The organism is Bradyrhizobium sp. USDA 3311 (assembly GCF_054062495.1).
Genome location: NZ_JBSSFI010000001.1, coordinates 1,403,169 through 1,419,429, shown reverse-complemented (window position 1 = coordinate 1,419,429; position 16,261 = coordinate 1,403,169). Strand labels below are relative to the sequence as shown.

General features: G+C 59.3%; 16 protein-coding genes and 2 pseudogenes. 9 read left to right on the top strand and 9 right to left on the bottom strand.

Going from position 1 to position 16,261, the window contains the following annotated elements:
• The first annotated feature begins 221 nt into the window (after positions 1-221).
• The 3 genes from ACVWW6_RS06715 to selD all read left to right on the top strand — a co-directional run bounded on the left by ACVWW6_RS06715 (position 222) and on the right by selD (position 2,979).
• Positions 222-770 carry a TlpA disulfide reductase family protein gene (locus ACVWW6_RS06715; protein ID WP_456680404.1) on the top strand — a complete coding sequence of 183 codons (549 nt, stop codon included), beginning with the start codon at positions 222-224 and terminating at the stop codon, positions 768-770.
• A gap of 159 nt (positions 771-929) precedes the next feature.
• Positions 930-1,877 (top strand): transglutaminase-like domain-containing protein, encoded by a 948-nt coding sequence (locus ACVWW6_RS06710; RefSeq protein WP_456680403.1) that lies wholly within the window; start codon positions 930-932, stop codon positions 1,875-1,877.
• A gap of 52 nt (positions 1,878-1,929) precedes the next feature.
• Positions 1,930-2,979 carry a selenide, water dikinase SelD gene (selD, locus tag ACVWW6_RS06705; RefSeq protein WP_456680402.1) on the top strand — a complete coding sequence of 350 codons (1,050 nt, stop codon included), beginning with the start codon at positions 1,930-1,932 and terminating at the stop codon, positions 2,977-2,979.
• 117 nt (positions 2,980-3,096) lie between these two features.
• On the opposite strand, the gene ACVWW6_RS06700 is transcribed toward selD, so the two are convergent.
• The 4 genes from ACVWW6_RS06700 to ACVWW6_RS06685 form a co-directional block, all read right to left on the bottom strand.
• Positions 3,097-3,720, bottom strand: a complete 624-nt coding sequence (locus tag ACVWW6_RS06700) for a hypothetical protein (RefSeq protein ID WP_212257778.1) — start codon at positions 3,718-3,720, stop codon at positions 3,097-3,099.
• Positions 3,721-3,882: 162 nt separating this feature from the next.
• The gene (locus ACVWW6_RS06695; protein ID WP_456680401.1) at positions 3,883-5,340 is read right to left on the bottom strand and encodes a di-heme oxidoredictase family protein; all 1,458 of its coding nucleotides are present in this window, start codon (positions 5,338-5,340) and stop codon (positions 3,883-3,885) included.
• A 1,073-nt stretch (positions 5,341-6,413) separates the two neighbouring features.
• Complete coding sequence (locus tag ACVWW6_RS06690; RefSeq protein ID WP_456680400.1) at positions 6,414-6,755, bottom strand: DUF2958 domain-containing protein; 342 nt, start codon at positions 6,753-6,755, stop codon at positions 6,414-6,416.
• Positions 6,756-7,106: 351 nt separating this feature from the next.
• Complete coding sequence (locus ACVWW6_RS06685) at positions 7,107-8,069, bottom strand: PGN_0703 family putative restriction endonuclease (RefSeq protein ID WP_456680399.1); 963 nt, start codon at positions 8,067-8,069, stop codon at positions 7,107-7,109.
• A 253-nt stretch (positions 8,070-8,322) separates the two neighbouring features.
• On the opposite strand from ACVWW6_RS06685, the gene ACVWW6_RS06680 reads away from it, so the two are divergent.
• The 5 genes from ACVWW6_RS06680 to ACVWW6_RS06660 all read left to right on the top strand — a co-directional run bounded on the left by ACVWW6_RS06680 (position 8,323) and on the right by ACVWW6_RS06660 (position 11,034).
• Positions 8,323-8,937, top strand: a complete 615-nt coding sequence (locus tag ACVWW6_RS06680; protein ID WP_456680398.1) for a hypothetical protein — start codon at positions 8,323-8,325, stop codon at positions 8,935-8,937.
• Positions 8,937-9,113 carry a hypothetical protein gene (locus ACVWW6_RS06675; protein ID WP_456680397.1) on the top strand — a complete coding sequence of 59 codons (177 nt, stop codon included), beginning with the start codon at positions 8,937-8,939 and terminating at the stop codon, positions 9,111-9,113. The genes ACVWW6_RS06680 and ACVWW6_RS06675 overlap by 1 nt, the downstream gene beginning before the upstream one ends.
• 127 nt (positions 9,114-9,240) lie before the next feature.
• Positions 9,241-9,789 carry a hypothetical protein gene (locus tag ACVWW6_RS06670; RefSeq protein ID WP_456680396.1) on the top strand — a complete coding sequence of 183 codons (549 nt, stop codon included), beginning with the start codon at positions 9,241-9,243 and terminating at the stop codon, positions 9,787-9,789.
• An 80-nt stretch (positions 9,790-9,869) separates the two neighbouring features.
• Entirely contained in the window at positions 9,870-10,496 is a 627-nt protein-coding gene (locus tag ACVWW6_RS06665; protein WP_456680395.1) for a hypothetical protein, read from the top strand.
• A complete protein-coding gene (locus ACVWW6_RS06660) occupies positions 10,489-11,034 on the top strand; it encodes a hypothetical protein (protein WP_456680394.1) in 546 nt (181 codons plus the stop codon). The genes ACVWW6_RS06665 and ACVWW6_RS06660 overlap by 8 nt, the downstream gene beginning before the upstream one ends.
• A gap of 255 nt (positions 11,035-11,289) precedes the next feature.
• On the opposite strand, the gene ACVWW6_RS06655 is transcribed toward ACVWW6_RS06660, so the two are convergent.
• Both ACVWW6_RS06655 and ACVWW6_RS06650 read right to left on the bottom strand, forming a co-directional pair.
• Positions 11,290-11,529 carry a hypothetical protein gene (locus ACVWW6_RS06655; protein WP_456680393.1) on the bottom strand — a complete coding sequence of 80 codons (240 nt, stop codon included), beginning with the start codon at positions 11,527-11,529 and terminating at the stop codon, positions 11,290-11,292.
• Positions 11,530-11,762: 233 nt separating this feature from the next.
• Positions 11,763-12,562: pseudogene (locus ACVWW6_RS06650) on the bottom strand (PHP domain-containing protein); the annotation flags it as partial.
• 29 nt (positions 12,563-12,591) lie between these two features.
• Between ACVWW6_RS06650 and ku the strand changes: the two are divergent.
• Positions 12,592-13,515 (top strand): annotated as a pseudogene (gene ku, locus ACVWW6_RS06645) (non-homologous end joining protein Ku).
• Between the two features lie 6 nt (positions 13,516-13,521).
• Here the strand turns inward: ku and ACVWW6_RS06640 are convergent.
• The 3 genes from ACVWW6_RS06640 to ACVWW6_RS06630 form a co-directional block, all read right to left on the bottom strand.
• The gene (locus tag ACVWW6_RS06640) at positions 13,522-15,033 is read right to left on the bottom strand and encodes an AlbA family DNA-binding domain-containing protein (protein WP_456680392.1); all 1,512 of its coding nucleotides are present in this window, start codon (positions 15,031-15,033) and stop codon (positions 13,522-13,524) included.
• A 104-nt stretch (positions 15,034-15,137) separates the two neighbouring features.
• Entirely contained in the window at positions 15,138-15,434 is a 297-nt protein-coding gene (locus ACVWW6_RS06635; protein WP_456683125.1) for a hypothetical protein, read from the bottom strand.
• A gap of 103 nt (positions 15,435-15,537) precedes the next feature.
• Positions 15,538-16,260, bottom strand: a complete 723-nt coding sequence (locus tag ACVWW6_RS06630; RefSeq protein ID WP_456680391.1) for an SOS response-associated peptidase — start codon at positions 16,258-16,260, stop codon at positions 15,538-15,540.
• Position 16,261 lies beyond the last annotated feature (1 nt).

Below are 16,261 nucleotides of genomic sequence, written 5' to 3'. Positions count from 1 at the left end.
GACGCTACTGAAGGACAGGGATATTTTGTCGCAAACTCCTGCCGTAGTTGCAACGTCCTTCTCCGCGAAATCTGAGCTTGCTCGAGCCCTGCTCGGGCTGAAGCGCGGCCGGACCGCAATTTCAAGGCCCAAATTTAAGTGGAGCCAGGTAATTGACCGCTGCCCGCTTGCTGACTTATAGTTGCAACATGGCGTGGTCCAGGGCTCCCGCGTGTCGGGGCTTGAGGTGCATCTTTGCCGTCATTCTAATCGGTGCGTCTATCCTGTCGCCGCCGAAAGTTATTGCAGGTGATTTTTTCGTCCCGAACTCCGGGACTGTTCCACCGTTTGTGTTGACCGCGGCCGATGGCACCAGCGTTACGCTGAAGCCCTCCGAATACAGCGTAACCATCGTGCACTTCTTCACGACCTGGTGCGAACCTTGCGTAGCGGAAATGCCAGCGCTCCGCCGGTTTGCCAAAAGAATCGATCCGTTATCGGTGCGCATTTTAGCGATTTCAGTTGCCGAACCCGATCTTCGCGTGCGCCGATTTGCTCAATCTGCGCCGTCGTCTTTTCCGATCTTGCTCGACCGCGATGGAGCAGTGGCCAGGGCTTGGCAAGTGTCCAGCCTTCCCTCGACCATAATCCTCGATCGAAGACTTGAGCAGCGTCTAGCGGCTGAACGGGAGCTTGACTGGGACCGCATCGAGGTCGGCCAGCTCCTTGATTCGGCAAGCAGTGTGGTCGAGCGACGGGATGTGGAAGCTGGCAATGGGGAAAAGCGATGACGTTAACGTTGAATCGACGCGCTATGATGGAGGTGGCCGGCGCGTTCGCGGCCGGGACAATGCTTCCGACATCGTTGCAAGCGAATGAACTTTTTGCGCCGCGAACTGGGTCGTGGCGTCGATTCCAGGTCGTCACTAGGATCGAATTGACGACTCCCAATGGGCAGATCCCAAGCCTGGATTCCCTTGCCGTCCGTCGACGAAAGCGAATGGTTCCAATCGAACGGAAATACGTGGCGCACTAACGGTCGCGCCAGCGTACATGTCGACGCGACGAGCAAGGCGCAGATGCTCCATGTTCAATGGGACGACAGAGAACAATCTCCAATCGTGGAGGTGACAAGCGACATCGCGACACGAGATCGGATGATAGATCTTACAAGGCCCAGCGCTATGCAATCACTGTCTTCGGCCGAGCGCAGATACTGGTTGGCAGGAACCGATCTCATTCCTGTTGATGGGATCGTTAAGGAGACATCGGCGCAAATCGTTGCAAATGCTCGATCGGACATTGAAAAAGCTCGAGCCATCTACGATTGGATTGTCGAAAATAGTTACCGGCGGGCAGATACGCGTGGCTGCGGCACAGGAGACGTGACCGCCATGTTGAAGTCCGGCAATCTCGGCGGCAAATGTGCCGATTTGAATGCGCTCTTCGTCGGTCTTGCTCGTGCCGCGGAGATTCCCTCCCGCGATATCTACGGCTTACGCGTGGCGCCTTCGCGATTCGGTTATATGAGCCTTGGTGCAAATTCCGCCAACGTCACGAAGGCTCAGCATTGTAGGGCGGAAGTCTTCCTCGATTACTTCGGATGGGTCCCAGTTGATCCCGCGGATGTGCGTAAAGTGATGCTGGAGGAGCCGCCCGGTAATCTTCCCACCAGCAATCCAAAGGTGGCCGACGTACGACAAGCATTGTTCGGTTCATGGGAGACAAACTGGCTCGCCTACAACTTCGCACACGATCTTAGTTTACCTGGATCGCAAGGTCCGAAGGTGGGTTTCCTCATGTACCCCCAAGCGGAGACTGATGATCTCCGCTTCGACAGTCTTGATCCCGAAAATTTTCGATACTCGATCCGCGCCAAGGAAGTTTCCGCGATCTAGCAAGGAAACTGTCACGTCTAACGAACAACACACCAGCAATGCTGGAGGGCACATGAATATTCCACGAGTCTCTCTGACCAGCCTCGCGCACGGTGGCGGTTGTGGATGCAAGCTTGCTCCATCCGTGCTCCGCCAACTAATTTCTAGCCAACCATCCGGTCATCCCTTTAGCCAACTGCTCGTCGGTACCGAAACAAGTGACGATGCAGCTGTCTGGTCGCTAGACGATCGTACATGCATCATCGCAACGACCGACTTCTTCATGCCCATGGTGGACGATCCCTTCGATTTCGGACGAATTGCTGCGACGAACGCTATATCGGACATATACGCGATGGGAGGGTCGCCAATCATGGCTTTGGCAATACTCGGCATGCCGGTTGACAAGCTTCCGGCCGAGACCGTCCGCATGATTCTAGATGGGGGGCGCGCGGTCTGCGGCGAAGCTGGCATTCCCGTCGCCGGCGGTCATTCGATCGATTGCCCCGAACCGGTTTACGGTCTGGCGGTTATCGGGACGTGTCGACCCGAGAATTTGAGGCGCAACGCCGATGCCAAGGCTGGCGATGCGATCATCCTTACTAAACCGCTAGGCGTTGGTGTATATTCGGCAGCAATCAAGAAGGGTATGCTCCCCGGAGAGAGATATGCGGAGATGGTCTCTACCATGACCAAGCTGAACCGCGTCGGCGCAAAGCTTGGGACAGATAAGAGCGTTCACGCCATGACCGATGTTACGGGCTTCGGTCTGCTCGGCCATGCTCTCGAAATGGCGCAGGGTGCTGATCTAAGTTTGAAGATCGATTGGAAGAACCTCCCCTTTTTGACCGATGCCGCGGATTTGGCGAGAAAGGGCTTCGTCACCGGTGCATCAAAGCGCAATTGGGCAAGTTACGGCGAACACGTTTTGCTGCCGACAAGCTTTTTGGATTGGGAACGAGACTTGCTCACCGATCCCCAAACCTCCGGCGGACTGTTGATCGCGTGCGCACCCGACAACGCAAACACGTTGGCCACCTTCATCGCGGCCGAAGGCTACCCGGCGACTCGAATAGTAGGCAGCTTCGCTAACGGCTCCGCGGGTGTCTCGATCGAGCGATAGCCGGTCCATACGCGTGCAAGCGCATCGACAGCCGCTTCAAAAATTGGCCTGCATCTGCACAGCGAAGCTTGGAGAAGTGACTCTTGCGGCCCTAAGGCCGCAAGAGTGCCGCTTTGATCATGGAGGTTTTGGTATCCACTCAAGGCCTTTCGGATAGACTTGCATGTCAGCCGCGATCGCTGTCATGCATGCGCGATTATGAAACTGCACGTAAACCATCGTCTGGTCCACGGAGTGCATAACCCTTTCCGGCAGCGGTGCTCGACCGGAAAGGACGATCGAGGCGAAGCCTCCCTTTTGGGCGGCCGACAGTACGTTTGCGAAAGCATCGATAGTGCGGTCAGTCTCGACTTGAAGGATTCGGAGGTCCCCTCTTAGATTCTCAAGCAGTTCCTTGAAGTTCGCTCCGATCGGCCCATAATTTATCGAGACGCCCGTTCCGGCACCGATGTTGGCAAAACGAGTACTCGTTAAGCTGACCCTTTCAATTGGCGGGTGGCTCTTGAGTATTCGTTCCAACGCTGTGTCGTGCTCGGGAATCGCTCTGTTATCGCGTTCGATTTCGATGAGCTTTCCGATCTGATCGTACGCTCGATCCATTTCTGCCCGGGAGTCTCTTAGCTTTTGCAACGCTCGCCCAAGGATTGGCATGGCGTCCTGTCCCTTGAGATCTGCAAGCACGCCCTGCTCGAGCCAATGGTCGGCTTCCGTCTGGGCGCCCAGCATCCGGACGTTAATCATCTCGGATTCATCGAACGCAGTTTCGTAGAACCTCAGCGTGACAGACCTGTCAACGTAGAGGCGGTGTCAGGCATAAGCGTGTGCGGACGCATCGCGCGTCCAGATCGCCGATAACGCCAGAATTGCAAATAATAGGTAAGACCGTTTCACGTTTACCTCCATTCAGTTGAACCATTGAAGTCTTTGGTGACCTGCAGCGATTTCAGAAATATTGATCACTGCAGTTTTTTCGTTGTCTGGTAACGATAGAAATGCTCGTTTCACCTCCTTTGCCTCGCCAGAGTGATGGATGATTGCCTCTGACATTGTCGTCAGGTCGCCGCGATGACCGTAGGGTCCCGACGTCCCGGCATCCCAAAGTTTTGAGGTAAGAAACTGGTTGGTTGGGACGAAGTCCTGCCGAAGTCTTTCGTTGCAGAAGAAGGGGTCATCGTCATCGCATATGACGTGACGCTTGAGGTCCGTGTAGGCTGCGACGAACGGCGCGCCGGTCGCGTCTTTGAAGAGCGCACTTTCGTCAGAAAAAGGCAATGGTATCGCTATTTGGCCGCCAACATCGGTGGGAACGACTGCTCCTGGCCTATTGTAGGGATTGGGCTCGAAAAACCATAGGGATCGGAGCGGGAGTCTCGGGATATGACAGCCTGCGCAGCCTAGTTCGCCGAAGCGTATTTCTCCGAGACGCGCAGCCTCGATGTCAGCGTCCCTCGTCCATTTCACGCGGCTTGGCGCGGGCAACGCTGCTTGAAAGGCTGACAACGCGCTCACTTGTCCAACCGAAAACTCGTCAGGCACCCCATCACCATCGAAGTCGTTCGTTCCGGTCCGCGGCCATCCGAACCGTTCGACGACTTGAATCCCATGATGTTGGTTCAAGGCGAAGATTGTAAACTCGCGCAAAGACACCGCAACGCCCTTTGAGCCAAACGGCTTCACTACCAAATCCGCATCCACGCCGCGAACGCCGCTCGTATCGATAGTCCCATCTGGGCGTGCGATAAGGTATCCGAAATCGACGCCCTTTGTTTGTAGATCAGCTCGAGATTCTCGCTTAGCCGTTGAAGCCCTTATTCGGGCTTCGGCGCGTAGATCCTGCAAATCCGCAGTCATCTCCCGTGCAAGCATCTCGATTGCGCCCGACCCAAACATGCCGATGGTATTTCGCTCACTCGTGATCGAAACCGCTACGCTCTCTGTCGGTGGGTCAGTGAAGTGTGCGCCCACGAATACATTTGCCGCAAAATCTCCACTCCCTCCGATAAACGGCTGGTTGTGGCATCCAGCGCAAGAATTCGCGTCGGGTCCCGCAATACGCTGAAAAAGCTTGGCCGGTGGTTGACGTATCGTCGGCTTAGAATCTCCAGTTCCCGTGGGCCTTCCGGCCCCGTCCAATGCATTAAACTGCGTCATGAATAACTGACGCCCATCGGCGAGGAATTCTTTTAGGGACTGTTTACCTGTCAAAACCCATTCGTGGTTTGGAAATACCTCTATCGCGGGGGGATCCCACAGGGCAGAGTTGGCAGTCAAAGCTGAGGGCAACGCGAGAATCGCGCAAACAAAGATGGATCCGCAAACGCGAATCAGGGGGTACCGCTCCGTGAAGGCCTTCCCGAACATCAGTCGACCCCGGCTTCAGGCCTACGGACTATGCTTCGACATTCCTAAGCCGTCAATTACAGATTGCAAAAGCGGCGAGTTGAGCTAGAGCCATTCTGCTCCATCTCTCGCGGCCTAGTGGAAGAGACGAAACTCGCTCCTCGACATCTCCGGCGAGTCGTCGAACTGCCGCGGCTGAAGCCTGCAGTATCGATTGAGGATGATTTCCGGTTGAATGAGTAGTTGGAGGTTGACACATGCAAAGCTCTGAAGATCTCCAAAACGGCAGTAAAATCAGTCGTTGGTGCCTCTCTTTCGCCAATTGTCAAATAGGCTTCGAGAGTTCAACGCAGGGCTCTTTTGTGCGAGAAGTGCTAGGCAGGCCCGCGGTGTAGCGTGGAGGCTGCGGACGCTCTCGGCGTTACGTCGGGCTAATACAGTCGGTCGTGAGCTGTTCAGCCAGCGGGTAGCCAGGGGTTGGCGCGCGGCTTTGTAGCGCCATTAATCAGCAGTACCATCCTTCAGACCGACTGGAGCGGACACAGATCGTGGCTGCGAGCCTATGCGACGCTGCGCGAGGACGAAGTCAGCCGAGCCGTTCGCAAAGTGCCCCTAATTTTGCCCTTAAAAGCGTCGTCGCCATTATGCTTCCCAATCTCGCGTAAAGGGCAGGGAGGTGGGAGGGCGAGACGGAGGATGGGAAGGGAGGGGGCAGGTGGAAGGTGGGTGGCGGCCGATGGCGGTGGGGGCAAGAAAATATAGCCGTTTCGTGCGGCTTCGCAGTTGCATTTTTTTGCGCGGTTGGTGGACCGAATGATCAAACTCTCCGTGTCTGGTCCTGAACGATGCATGGAGGACCAGCACGTTCAGGCATTGGAAGGGCCCGTGTGTGGTCTCAGTGCCCGAGGTAGTCAGAAGCGCAGGGAGCGACTTGCAGAGTGCCAGTCGGCATCTATCCCGCAGTTCAGACATCGCATCTGCAGGACCACGCGTCCTCCCACGCGTTACCGCAGCTTGCGCACGTGTACCTATTGATGAAGGCAGGTTGGCAGTGGGACCCGTGGTCCCACTGATGCTCGCGATGCCTTCGCTTGTTACGCAATGATGCGGCCCTTGGCTCGAGCTTCCGCGGCGTGTGCCGAAATCGGCTTGTCTGAGGCGAAGTGAAGGTCACGTTCGACCGGCAGTCCGAGCGGCCCCTTGAGCGCAGAAAGCTCAGCCAAAGACACATAACCCAGCTCCGGGTGCCCTTGACCCAAATCACAAAGGCCAAAGAGGCGATCGGGATCATCCGGGTCGACCTCGCTGATGAGCCAAGTTGCATTTGCGTCCGGTGTGAACAGCTTCACGACAGCCGGTGGATCCCTCGCGTCGGATATCGCATTGACGAGCAGTCGGACGCGATCTTCAACCGTAAGAAGTTCTCTGCCAGCCATTGAAGTTTCTCCCGCCAAGCGCCGGTGCGGCGTGCTCAGTGGGATTCGATCGGCGGCATGGGAAATTGCGAGCTCTCGCAGCCCTCTGGATCCAACTGCAGCATTCAAGTTGGAGGAATTCGCAAGGAGCTTGGAATGTATATCGAGAAGTGGGGTCGCCTAGATGAAATGAAGTTTATGAACCGATAGCTTAGGCGCGGCGCATTTTTAACATCGGGACAGGCGAATTTTTGCTTGGCCGTTAGCCTCGAAGGCGCTTTTTGGCAAACCGGGATGGGGCCATGCTGCATCGGAGCCTCGACCCCCGGCTGGAATTCGGCGAGGGCGATTCCGCCCCCGCCGCATCGTTTATCAGATCAAGCCGTCTACCGCATCGAAGCAACAGTATCGCGCATAGAGCGCATCGGAGAGATCCTTTGCCCCCGCATGACCGATGCAACGGACGACATCGTCGAACGTCACCGAGTCGAACTCAACGCCATTGGCAGTATTCGTAAGATGCCGTCGGTATTCGGCGATGGCCTCCTGGACGTTGAGATTGTATTTCGGAGCGACGACGATGAAGCGTCCCCGCGTGGCTTGGCCGTTGAGAATCATGGCGTAGGCTAGAAGATGCTGACGCCAGAACTGTTGCAAGGGATTCGACCGAAGCGCCGGGTGGTCGGGGTCTTTGTATAGGCCGCTCAGCCGGGACAGCTCATCGTGGCGCGGGCGCAGAGTGGGGGCCGGCTCTTGTAGTGTCTCGCTGAGCTTGAGCTCAATCGCGATGAAGCCGTTTTCCTGCTCAACCGTGGTGCATCTGATGAAAGTATCCCAGGCCGTCCTACAGCCTGTGTAGGCGGGGTGCTGGCGCGCCGGTGAATGTTCAAAAAGGACGTTGGTTACCTCGCGGACGAATCCAGGAGCGATCAGGCGGAACGTCTCCGTTGCCAAGCAAAGGTCTAGTTTGAGCCCGCCAAAAAAGTTAAAAACTGCGGGATGTGACGACAACATATTGCAATTTAAGCGAGACACATCGATGAGTGCGCCGTCTTCACGGTAAGCCACCTCCCGCCGCACCAACTTTGCAATTTCTGTCGAGATGAAGTTGGCGCCTTCCGACGCCGCCGCCGCGCTCAGATAGTTGCCCATCTTGCGCATTGTGCCTCTGGCCGTTTTGTAGCGGCCGATCGGCCAAGCACGTCCTTCCCGGAAGAGGGCCTGCTGTAGCCGACTGGCCGATCGGAAGCGGTCGTCCCCGCCCTCGTAGACCTTATGACGCCGGAGGGTCGGAGCCGGGATGAAGGGTACGCGGCCGTAGTTTTCGGTATTCACAAGCAGACCTCCAAATGGGCGCCCTCGCGCCCCGCAGGGCTGCTTCGGATCACCCCCACCGAAGTTCACGCCGATGTTGCATTCGGCAGCGGCGGTGCATGCCGGAAATGCATAAGGATGCTCCGTGAGTGCATACATTAAAGGCCAAAAATCCAGCATATAGATGGTGAGACGCTTCTCGCCGTTAATCGGCCGGCTCCCTCACGATCTGGGGGAGCCACGGTGGTTCCCCACAATATATAGGGTACCCCATATGAACGTCGTTTTTGATGCTATCCCCCTCAATGAGACTGAGCCGCGTGACCCCGCGCACGGGCTGATGCACGTCGAGACCGCGGCTTTGTGTAAAGAGACGGGGGCGCGATCGATCATCGAGGAACAGGCAGCCCCTCCGCAGGACGCCTTCGTGCCCAACGACATCGACTTCAGCAACCCCGTAGCAGTCAAGGCTGCACTGACGCAGACGACCTTCGGCCACATCGTCCCTGACGACACGATCGAGGCGATGTGCAGAGCAGGTATCGCCCGCGAACTATTCGCCAACTGCGGCATGGACGAAAACCACCCACAGCTCGTGGCATTGCGCGAGTGGGTCGCCCCCACGCCCGACCACTTGTGGCTGATTGATGATCTCGAGCTTCGTGCCTTCGAGATCATCGTGAACCGGGTGCACGGCACCGATCCACAGCGTCGAGAGCTTATCCTGTCGGTCGCTGATTCCGGAGTTTTCGGAACGTTGGCTCAGGCCAACCTCTGTGAAGCCCGGACGATCGCTCATGTTCGTCCATACTGGTACACCCCCCGTTCTCGCAAGCGCTCGCCGAACGTGATGCCCAGTCTTTTCACCTCCGCCGAGGAGGCCAAGTGATGGGCAAGCACGACTCTGGTGTCCGCCGCGAAGATTACCCTGAGTACGAGGACTACCTCCGCGCGCTCCATGAATCCGGGGAGCCGATCCCGGACGAGGTCCTGTCCGGCCGTGGCGGTGGCTTCTATGGAGACCTGATCCGCGCGATCTGCGGATCTGACGACGAGTTCGCGTAACGCGAGATCGATATCCAACAGCTCGTGCTCACGACCATAAACCCGGCGACCTCGGTCGCCGGGTTCCTTATCAACCACACTCCGCGCGGCTGCTCAGCTCCGGCGCGCCTCAATCGAAAGCCCAAGCATGTCCTCTCAAAGCAACATCTACCGGTTCCAGACCGATCCGCGCCTCGATCACCAGCGACAACATCTTGCCCTGCGCGGTGAACTAAACATCGACTTGGTGGCGCCGATTGTTGCCGGCCACGACTTCCAAACGGTTGCTCGTGCGGTCGCCGGCGTCGGCTTCCTGCCGAAAGACGACTCGCCGATCGAGTACATGTGCTCGAAGGGGTTCGCCGATTACCTCATACCTGTTGCCGACCCCCTGGCGACCGGCGCGACGTGGCCCACGATCGCGGTACCACCAACGGAAGAGCTGCTCTCGCTGGAGTCGGACGAGCGTGAACAGGTGCTTGAGCTGCTGTGTTTATGGCGCGGCATCGTTGAGGATGCAGCATCTGGCCGTTGCGACTTCCATGGTTGGGTCGGCGGCATCAGGGTGCTGCATCCCCATTCCCGGAGTGCAATGTCGATTCGCTGGCCCTGGCGCCATCGGGAGTTCGGAAAGAGCGCACGCCCGGGTGCTGATCGTTACCACAAGCTGTTCGGCGTCTCCGTTGATGGTCGCTAGCCAAGCCCTTGTTGGTGATCGCCACCATGTTCTCCGTCCCGCCTACGCAGCCGGGCCACCACAATCAAGGAAATTTCTCGATGAACAATTCGGGTACTGAAACTGAGCTGAGGCTCTCGTTGTCCAATATCGGCGACAGAAACGAGCTGGCATGGAACATAATGGATTTCGGCTTGATGTACGATTCCGAGATTGCCGATCTCGTCGGTCGTGCAGCTTCAGGCACGGGTGAGCACTCGCTTCGCCTACGAGCCATGTTGCCGTCGCCTGAAGAGCTGCTGACCATGCCGACCATGGTGCCGGTCGCCCCGCCGATGCCGGCCAAGGCCTATCGGACCAGGCCGATGTCGCGCCGTGAGTACATGAAGGCGAACCCGTTCGCTCGGCCGCAGTTGACCGAGCGGCAGGTGACGTCGTTGAAGCAACCGAAGGCGCGCTCGGCGGTGCTAACCAACGAAGCCGGTGCGCTCTACAACTGTCTAGCCTTCGCAATGCGTGAGCACGGCATCATCATGAATGGCCACATGACACTGACGTGGCCGCTCCTAGGCATCAAGGACCACGTGCAGGCAGCGGCGGTGTTGACCGAATTCAATGCGCGGATGCGCAAGTGGCTTGGTGTAGACGCGTCCGGTCGCCGCGCGGAAGGGGGCAGCGTCGCCGACCTACGGGACGGGCGAACCGTACTACTACGCGTATGTGCATGAAACCGCCTCGACCCATGGCTTTCACACCCATCAGCTGTTTCATGTGAGCGATGGTAAGGCGAAGGCATTCGCGGAGCGCGCGGTGACGTCCCTAGCCCGCTTGGCCGGCAAGACAAAGCTGCCGGCCGAGGCGGTGGTGATCACGCCGAGGACGGTACGTGATGGCTTTGCGCCGTACCTGCCCCGGTTCAAGCGAAACGAACAGGAGAGGTGCTGGGTCTGGTTCCGGTATCTAGCCAAGAACTTGAGTCCCCATGAGATGAAGCAGGTCGGTGATCAATGCGCGTTACAGCGGACGATCTTCCGCATTCGGCCGCTGTTCACGGCGCCGGCGCCGGTCATGTGCTCGGACGTGTTTGGATGCTCGGAAAACATCAGCGTGGGAGCGCAAGCGAGGGCTGGGTTCGTGTCAAGGTTCGACAAAGGTGAATGGGAGCACCTCTACAAGAATTACGAGCTAGACGAATACCGACTTCGCGAGCAGGAACGTCTGCGGCAGGCGGAGCTTGCCGCTGTTCTCGGCAACATCAAGATATAGCTTCCCTGTCGTCGCGAGGCGCGCGAGCGATTTTGGATCCTAGCGCGCTTGCCCGCGATCTTCAGAATGGTCCAATGCTCGAGGCTGTAGTTCGTGGCGGCAGCGAGCGACAGGAGCAGTCCTGGGCTGTAGATGATCGGGAACGCGTGGGATGACGAAGTCCAGGCCGTAGGCTGTTCTGGCTCTGGAGCTGGGCTTCTTTGGACGGAGTGTCTGCGACGTACGACGAGAGGAACCGATGGCCTAGTGAGGATTTCAAGCGCACGCGACAGCCAGGCGTGGCATGATGGCGGTCTCCCGCGCGTGGATGGAATCAGGCTGCCGGTACGTCACGAGGGTAACGGCGGACCCTGACACGCCGCCGAGGTGCGCCGATGCTTGGCCGATGATGTTCTGTGTGAGCGCCACGCGTTCGTCATGAACGGCCAATTCCCAGATCAGCTCTTCCGCTTGGCGACTTTCTTCGCTGGCGCGGACTTCGCCGGCGCGCAGCACGGAGCGTCCTTGCTGACCACTTGCAGACCGTCATTCGAATTCTTCCAAGTTTGGAGAATGACTTGGACGGACGGGGAGACCAGTTGGAAGTCTATGCGTGACCTGCTCGGAGAGCAGCCTGTTTTCCGCGGATTTTGACAGCTGTCAGGATGTTAGTGGTACTGGCCGCTAACCCTAGACAGCACCTCTGAGCTGTCATCGAGGGCGTCAGGCGACCTCACTGGCCTGCGACATCAGGCCGCCCGGGCCAGCGAGCGCCGCTTCTGGCGGAGGTAGCGCGTGATTTCCGGCAAAGTCATCGCGTTCAGGATCCGATCGGCAGGGACGCCGCCCTTGCGGGCCATCTCGACGCCCCAATGCATATGATCGAGTTCGGGAATCGAGTGCGCGTCCGGATTGATGCTTAACATGCAGCCGAATTCAAGCGCCGCTCGGTGCCAGCGCCAATCCAGATCGAGCCGCCATGGATGGGCGTTGATCTCCACGACCACGTCATGCTTGGCGCAGGCCCGCAGCACCTTCTCGACGTCGATTTCGTAGCCCGGCCGCCTCTGCAGCTGCCGCCCAGTCATGTGGCCGACGATGGTTGTGTGAGGATTGGAGATGGCCCGAAGCAGGCGCTGCGTCTGCGCCTTGCGGTCCAGCTTGAACGGCCGTGGATGCTGGCGACTACGAAGTCGAAACGTTCAAGCATCTCGTCGTCGTAGTCGAGCGAGCCGTCCGCCAGAATGTCGGACTCGATGCCTTTCAGGATCCGGAAAGCCTTGTCAAAGCGCTTGTTCAGCCGGTCAGCTTCCCGGTGCTGCTGCGCAATCTCCTCCACCGACAGACCTCCGGCATAGTGCGCAGACTTGGAATGGTCGGCGACCCCGAAATACTCAAGCCCGCGTTGGCGCGTCGCCTTCGCCATGGTCTCCAGGGTCTCTGTCCCATCGGAAGCATCCGTGTGACAGTGCAGGATTCCGCGCAGGTCCTTGTCGGTGACGAGCCTGGGCAACTTACGCTTCAGAGCCAGCTCGATCTCGCCACGGCCCGGCACCGCCCCTCCGGAGTACCGCGTTCATGGCCCCCCGCGCCAACTGGAAAGGCTTCCTGCGTCTGTCCCCGGTGACCTGCCCGGTCGCGCTCTATCCAGCGACTTCCGAGTCCGAGAAGATCTCGTTCAACCAATTGAACCGCGCGACCGGCCACCGCATCAAGTACGTGAAGGTCGACGCGGACACGGGCGACGAGGTGCCGAACGAGGATATCGTGAAGGGCTACCAGATCGAGAAGGATCAGTTCATTGAGGTCAAAGGAGGAACTCGAAGAGATCGCGCTCGAGTCGACGCGCACCATCGAGATCGACGAATTCGTCGACCGCAGCGACATCGATCCGCGCTACCTGATCCGTCTCTATTATCTGCGGCCGGACGGGAAAGTCGGGCACGATGCGTTCGCGGTGATCCGCGACACCATCCGCAAGATGGACAAGGTCGCGATCGGTCGCGTGGTGCTGACCAACCGCGAGCACATAATCGCAATGGAGCCGCTGGGCAAGGGCTTGATGGGGACGTTGCTGCGGTACCCCTACGAAGTACGGGACCCGAAGGAGTATTTCGACGAGATCCAGGACGTCAAAGTCACCAAGGACATGCTCGATCTCGCCCGTCACATCGTCGAGCAGAAGTCCGGCTCTTTCGAACCCGATAAGTTCGAGGACCAGTATGAGACGGCGCTGATCGACCTGATCAATTAAAAGCGGGCCGGCAAGCCGATCACGCCGAAGGAGCGCCCAGCATCGACCAACGTCGTCGATCTGATGGAGGCGCTGCGCCGATCCGTCAGCAGGGAGGCCGCGCCGGCGAAGGCCGCAAAGCCCGCCAAGAAGCCGCGAAAGGCAGCGGCCGGCCAGAAGGAAATGCTGATGTCGATCGAGGGGAAGAAACCGGTCAAGGAGGCCGCTGCCAAAAAGCCGGTCGCGGGGCGCGGCGGAAGTCGGCCTAGCGCAGGTCACTTCTTCGAGTAGAGCAGTTCGTCGAGACGGGCCGCGGCACGGTAGATTGCCCCGCGACGATTGCTGCTGCGCGGGTCGGTTCCTTGAGCCCGATCGAGACATTCCAGAAGGATTGCTCGGATGCTTTTGAGGTCCTGTGGCTTCACCGTCGCAGGCAGGGCCTGCACCGCGCTGGCGAAAACGATGTCCTCGTCGACGTCGATGGGAGCCTTGATGTCGCCCCGCGCCAGTTTCCCGCGCAGCGCTTCGGCCTTCCCGGTGGATTGCCGGAAGGCCGACTCCTTCCCCGCGAGCCGGTCGACCAAGGCGTCGCGGGACGAAGGATAGGTGGCTACCTGTCTGCGCAGGTCCTCGGCGACGTCGGTGGCGGTCGACTGGGCCTGCTCGATGTAGAACCACACGGGAAACCACTTCCGCTGGGCGTGCGCCTGGAAGTGGATGTACTGCATCGGCTCGGCGACCTTCTCGGCGCGCAGGAAGTTGCGGACGACGGCGTCGGGCGTGACATTCTCGCGAATGATCCTCGTCCGCTCCCTTTCCACCTCGGAGACCGGCTCGACGTCGCCGATTAGCCTGAGCGCCGGCGCGCCCTTCTTCTCGTCGAACTCTCCCTCGCGCACGAACTGGATGCTCGGGAGCAGAGACTTGTCGATGAGGAATTTGCCGCTGGTGCCTGCGACTTCGCCCGAGTCGAGATCGATGGTGGCTTCCTTGCCAATCGCGACGCGGTTCATGCGGGCGCTGAATTCGGCGACCGCGCGCTGCTCACGCGCGGCGATGATCTGCCTGAGCTCTCCGGGCTTGACCAGGCGGGTCTCGCCGACGTACCGGAAATAGATCCCTCCTTCCTTGACGTCCTGACCGACGTTCTTGATGGCGATGACCGGCCCATGGTCGTGCTTCTCCACGTAAAGCACGCCGACTTGCTTACCGCCGAGCTCGATGAGGCCCTTCGTAACGTGAGCAATCGGATCGAGAGCTCCAGCCAGGATTCTGTTGAGGAGCGAGATGTCCGACTTCGTGAAGACGTCGTCGGAAAGCCCGTCCGCCTGGTATGTTGCATCGGTGACACCGAACAGGAGGTAGCCGCCCTTGTTGTTGGCCAAACCTGCAATCGCGCGCAGCGCCTTGGAGAACCGCTCCTCCGGCTGAAGCCGGAAGCCTGCCTTGCATTCGATGCGGTCAGTCTCGCCGCCGACCAGACGCCAGACGCCCGTATCGCGGACGAACAGGGAGCGAAGGGTGCGCAGGTCGACGGGAGAAGGCGCCGGGGGCGTCTTACCCTTCGGATCCCGCCAAGTGGATAGGAAGGTCTCAAGCTCGTCCGGCTGAGCTTCCTCTACTGATGCGCCGTACTTCCCGTTCTTGATCTGGGTAATGCGTCCGGAACTAATCAGTCGGTCTGGCCTGTTGAAGTAGTAATGGATGACGTCGTTTCGCCAGCCTTTCCTAAGCATCGCCTTCACGATGCCGATCTCGGCATCGGACAGATTCCGCTGCTTGGCCATGTCGCCCCCGGGCACCCAACCGTGCGGCCAGACGGCGCGACGGTTCGTACAATGTTGCTTGCCGCTGGTGCTACCGGAGGATGTAGGTGCCCCGCAAGTCGAAGTTACCGGGCCGAACCGGGCGTGCACTCGGGGCAGGTATCCCCGATCGAATCCAAGACGGTACGGATTTCTGCAACAGCCTCGTTCGCGGAGACATAGGCGGGATGATCCTGCCGAGCGAGTTCGAGCGCTCGTTCGCGCGCATGGGGGTCCGCCCGGTCCTTCGTCCAGCCGTGCTCCCCGCATTCGTGGATGGCACCCGCCTCCTGCAGCACGTTGATCGCCCACCCGCGCAGCGTACGGATCGCCGGCCGCCGTTCCTCGTCATCAGCATCGAAATCGCTCCTGACGGGACGAATCCTTCTGCCCGCCTGCTCGTTCCGCGCGGTTAGCACGCAGCAGGGATTCGCGATCGGCAGGGCTTCGGCTTGTCCACCTGTTCCGCAGCGCCTATGGAGAATGCTAAGTCGCCGGCGCGGGGTCTTCCTTGGTGCCGCGGGCGACGATCTTTAGCGCCCCGTCCGGCAGCGGCCGCTGCAGCTTCAGCGCCTCCTCGGCCGGCGCGATCATCCACGTCTCGACCTCTTCGGGCGTCGTCAGAATCACCGGCATCGCCTTCGGGTGGATGGCGAACACTTCGGCGTTGGCGTCCGTCGTCAGGAATCCGTAGAGGTCGTTGGTCGTCTCGCCCTCCTTGACCTTTCGGACCGACGTCCAGCTCGTCCAGATGCCGGCGAAGCAGGCGAGCGGGCGAGTCTCATCGAGCGCGAACCAGATGTCGCCGCCTTCGGCCTTGTTGAACTCGCTGAACGAGTTGAACGGCACCACGCAGCGATGCTCCGGACCCAGCCAGCGCGTCCAATGCTTCGACTTCACGTTCCGGATGTTGGTGGTGCCGCTGTCTGGCTCCATCCGCAGCAATTCCTTAAAATCGACGGTCTTGCCTTTCGCCTGCAGTTTCTCGGCTCGTTTTTTAGTTGCCTGCAGGAGGGCTTGGCTCGAGGACGGCATGCCCCACCGCGCGGTCGCGAGTTCCCGACCATCGGCTCCATTGCGCACGATCGGCGCCTTGTAGTCGGGGAAGACGCCGGGCATCGGCGCGAGGTTGCCGACGTACCGGTTGACGACGCGAAACAGCGCGCTGATCGCAGCTTGGTTGGTGGTGATCGAATACAGATTGCACATC

Coding starts and splice junctions, on each gene's coding strand:
- ACVWW6_RS06690 (WP_456680400.1), bottom strand. CDS start 6,755: ATGGCTGGCAGAGAACTTCTTACGGTTGAAGATCGCGTCCGACTGCTC.
- selD (WP_456680402.1), top strand. CDS start 1,930: ATGAATATTCCACGAGTCTCTCTGACCAGCCTCGCGCACGGTGGCGGT.
- ACVWW6_RS06630 (WP_456680391.1), bottom strand. CDS start 16,260: ATGTGCAATCTGTATTCGATCACCACCAACCAAGCTGCGATCAGCGCG.
- ACVWW6_RS06675 (WP_456680397.1), top strand. CDS start 8,937: ATGGGCAAGCACGACTCTGGTGTCCGCCGCGAAGATTACCCTGAGTAC.
- ACVWW6_RS06665 (WP_456680395.1), top strand. CDS start 9,870: ATGAACAATTCGGGTACTGAAACTGAGCTGAGGCTCTCGTTGTCCAAT.
- ACVWW6_RS06680 (WP_456680398.1), top strand. CDS start 8,323: ATGAACGTCGTTTTTGATGCTATCCCCCTCAATGAGACTGAGCCGCGT.
- ACVWW6_RS06670 (WP_456680396.1), top strand. CDS start 9,241: ATGTCCTCTCAAAGCAACATCTACCGGTTCCAGACCGATCCGCGCCTC.
- ACVWW6_RS06700 (WP_212257778.1), bottom strand. CDS start 3,720: ATGATTAACGTCCGGATGCTGGGCGCCCAGACGGAAGCCGACCATTGG.
- ACVWW6_RS06710 (WP_456680403.1), top strand. CDS start 930: ATGGGCAGATCCCAAGCCTGGATTCCCTTGCCGTCCGTCGACGAAAGC.
- ACVWW6_RS06695 (WP_456680401.1), bottom strand. CDS start 5,340: ATGTTCGGGAAGGCCTTCACGGAGCGGTACCCCCTGATTCGCGTTTGC.
- ACVWW6_RS06640 (WP_456680392.1), bottom strand. CDS start 15,033: ATGGCCAAGCAGCGGAATCTGTCCGATGCCGAGATCGGCATCGTGAAG.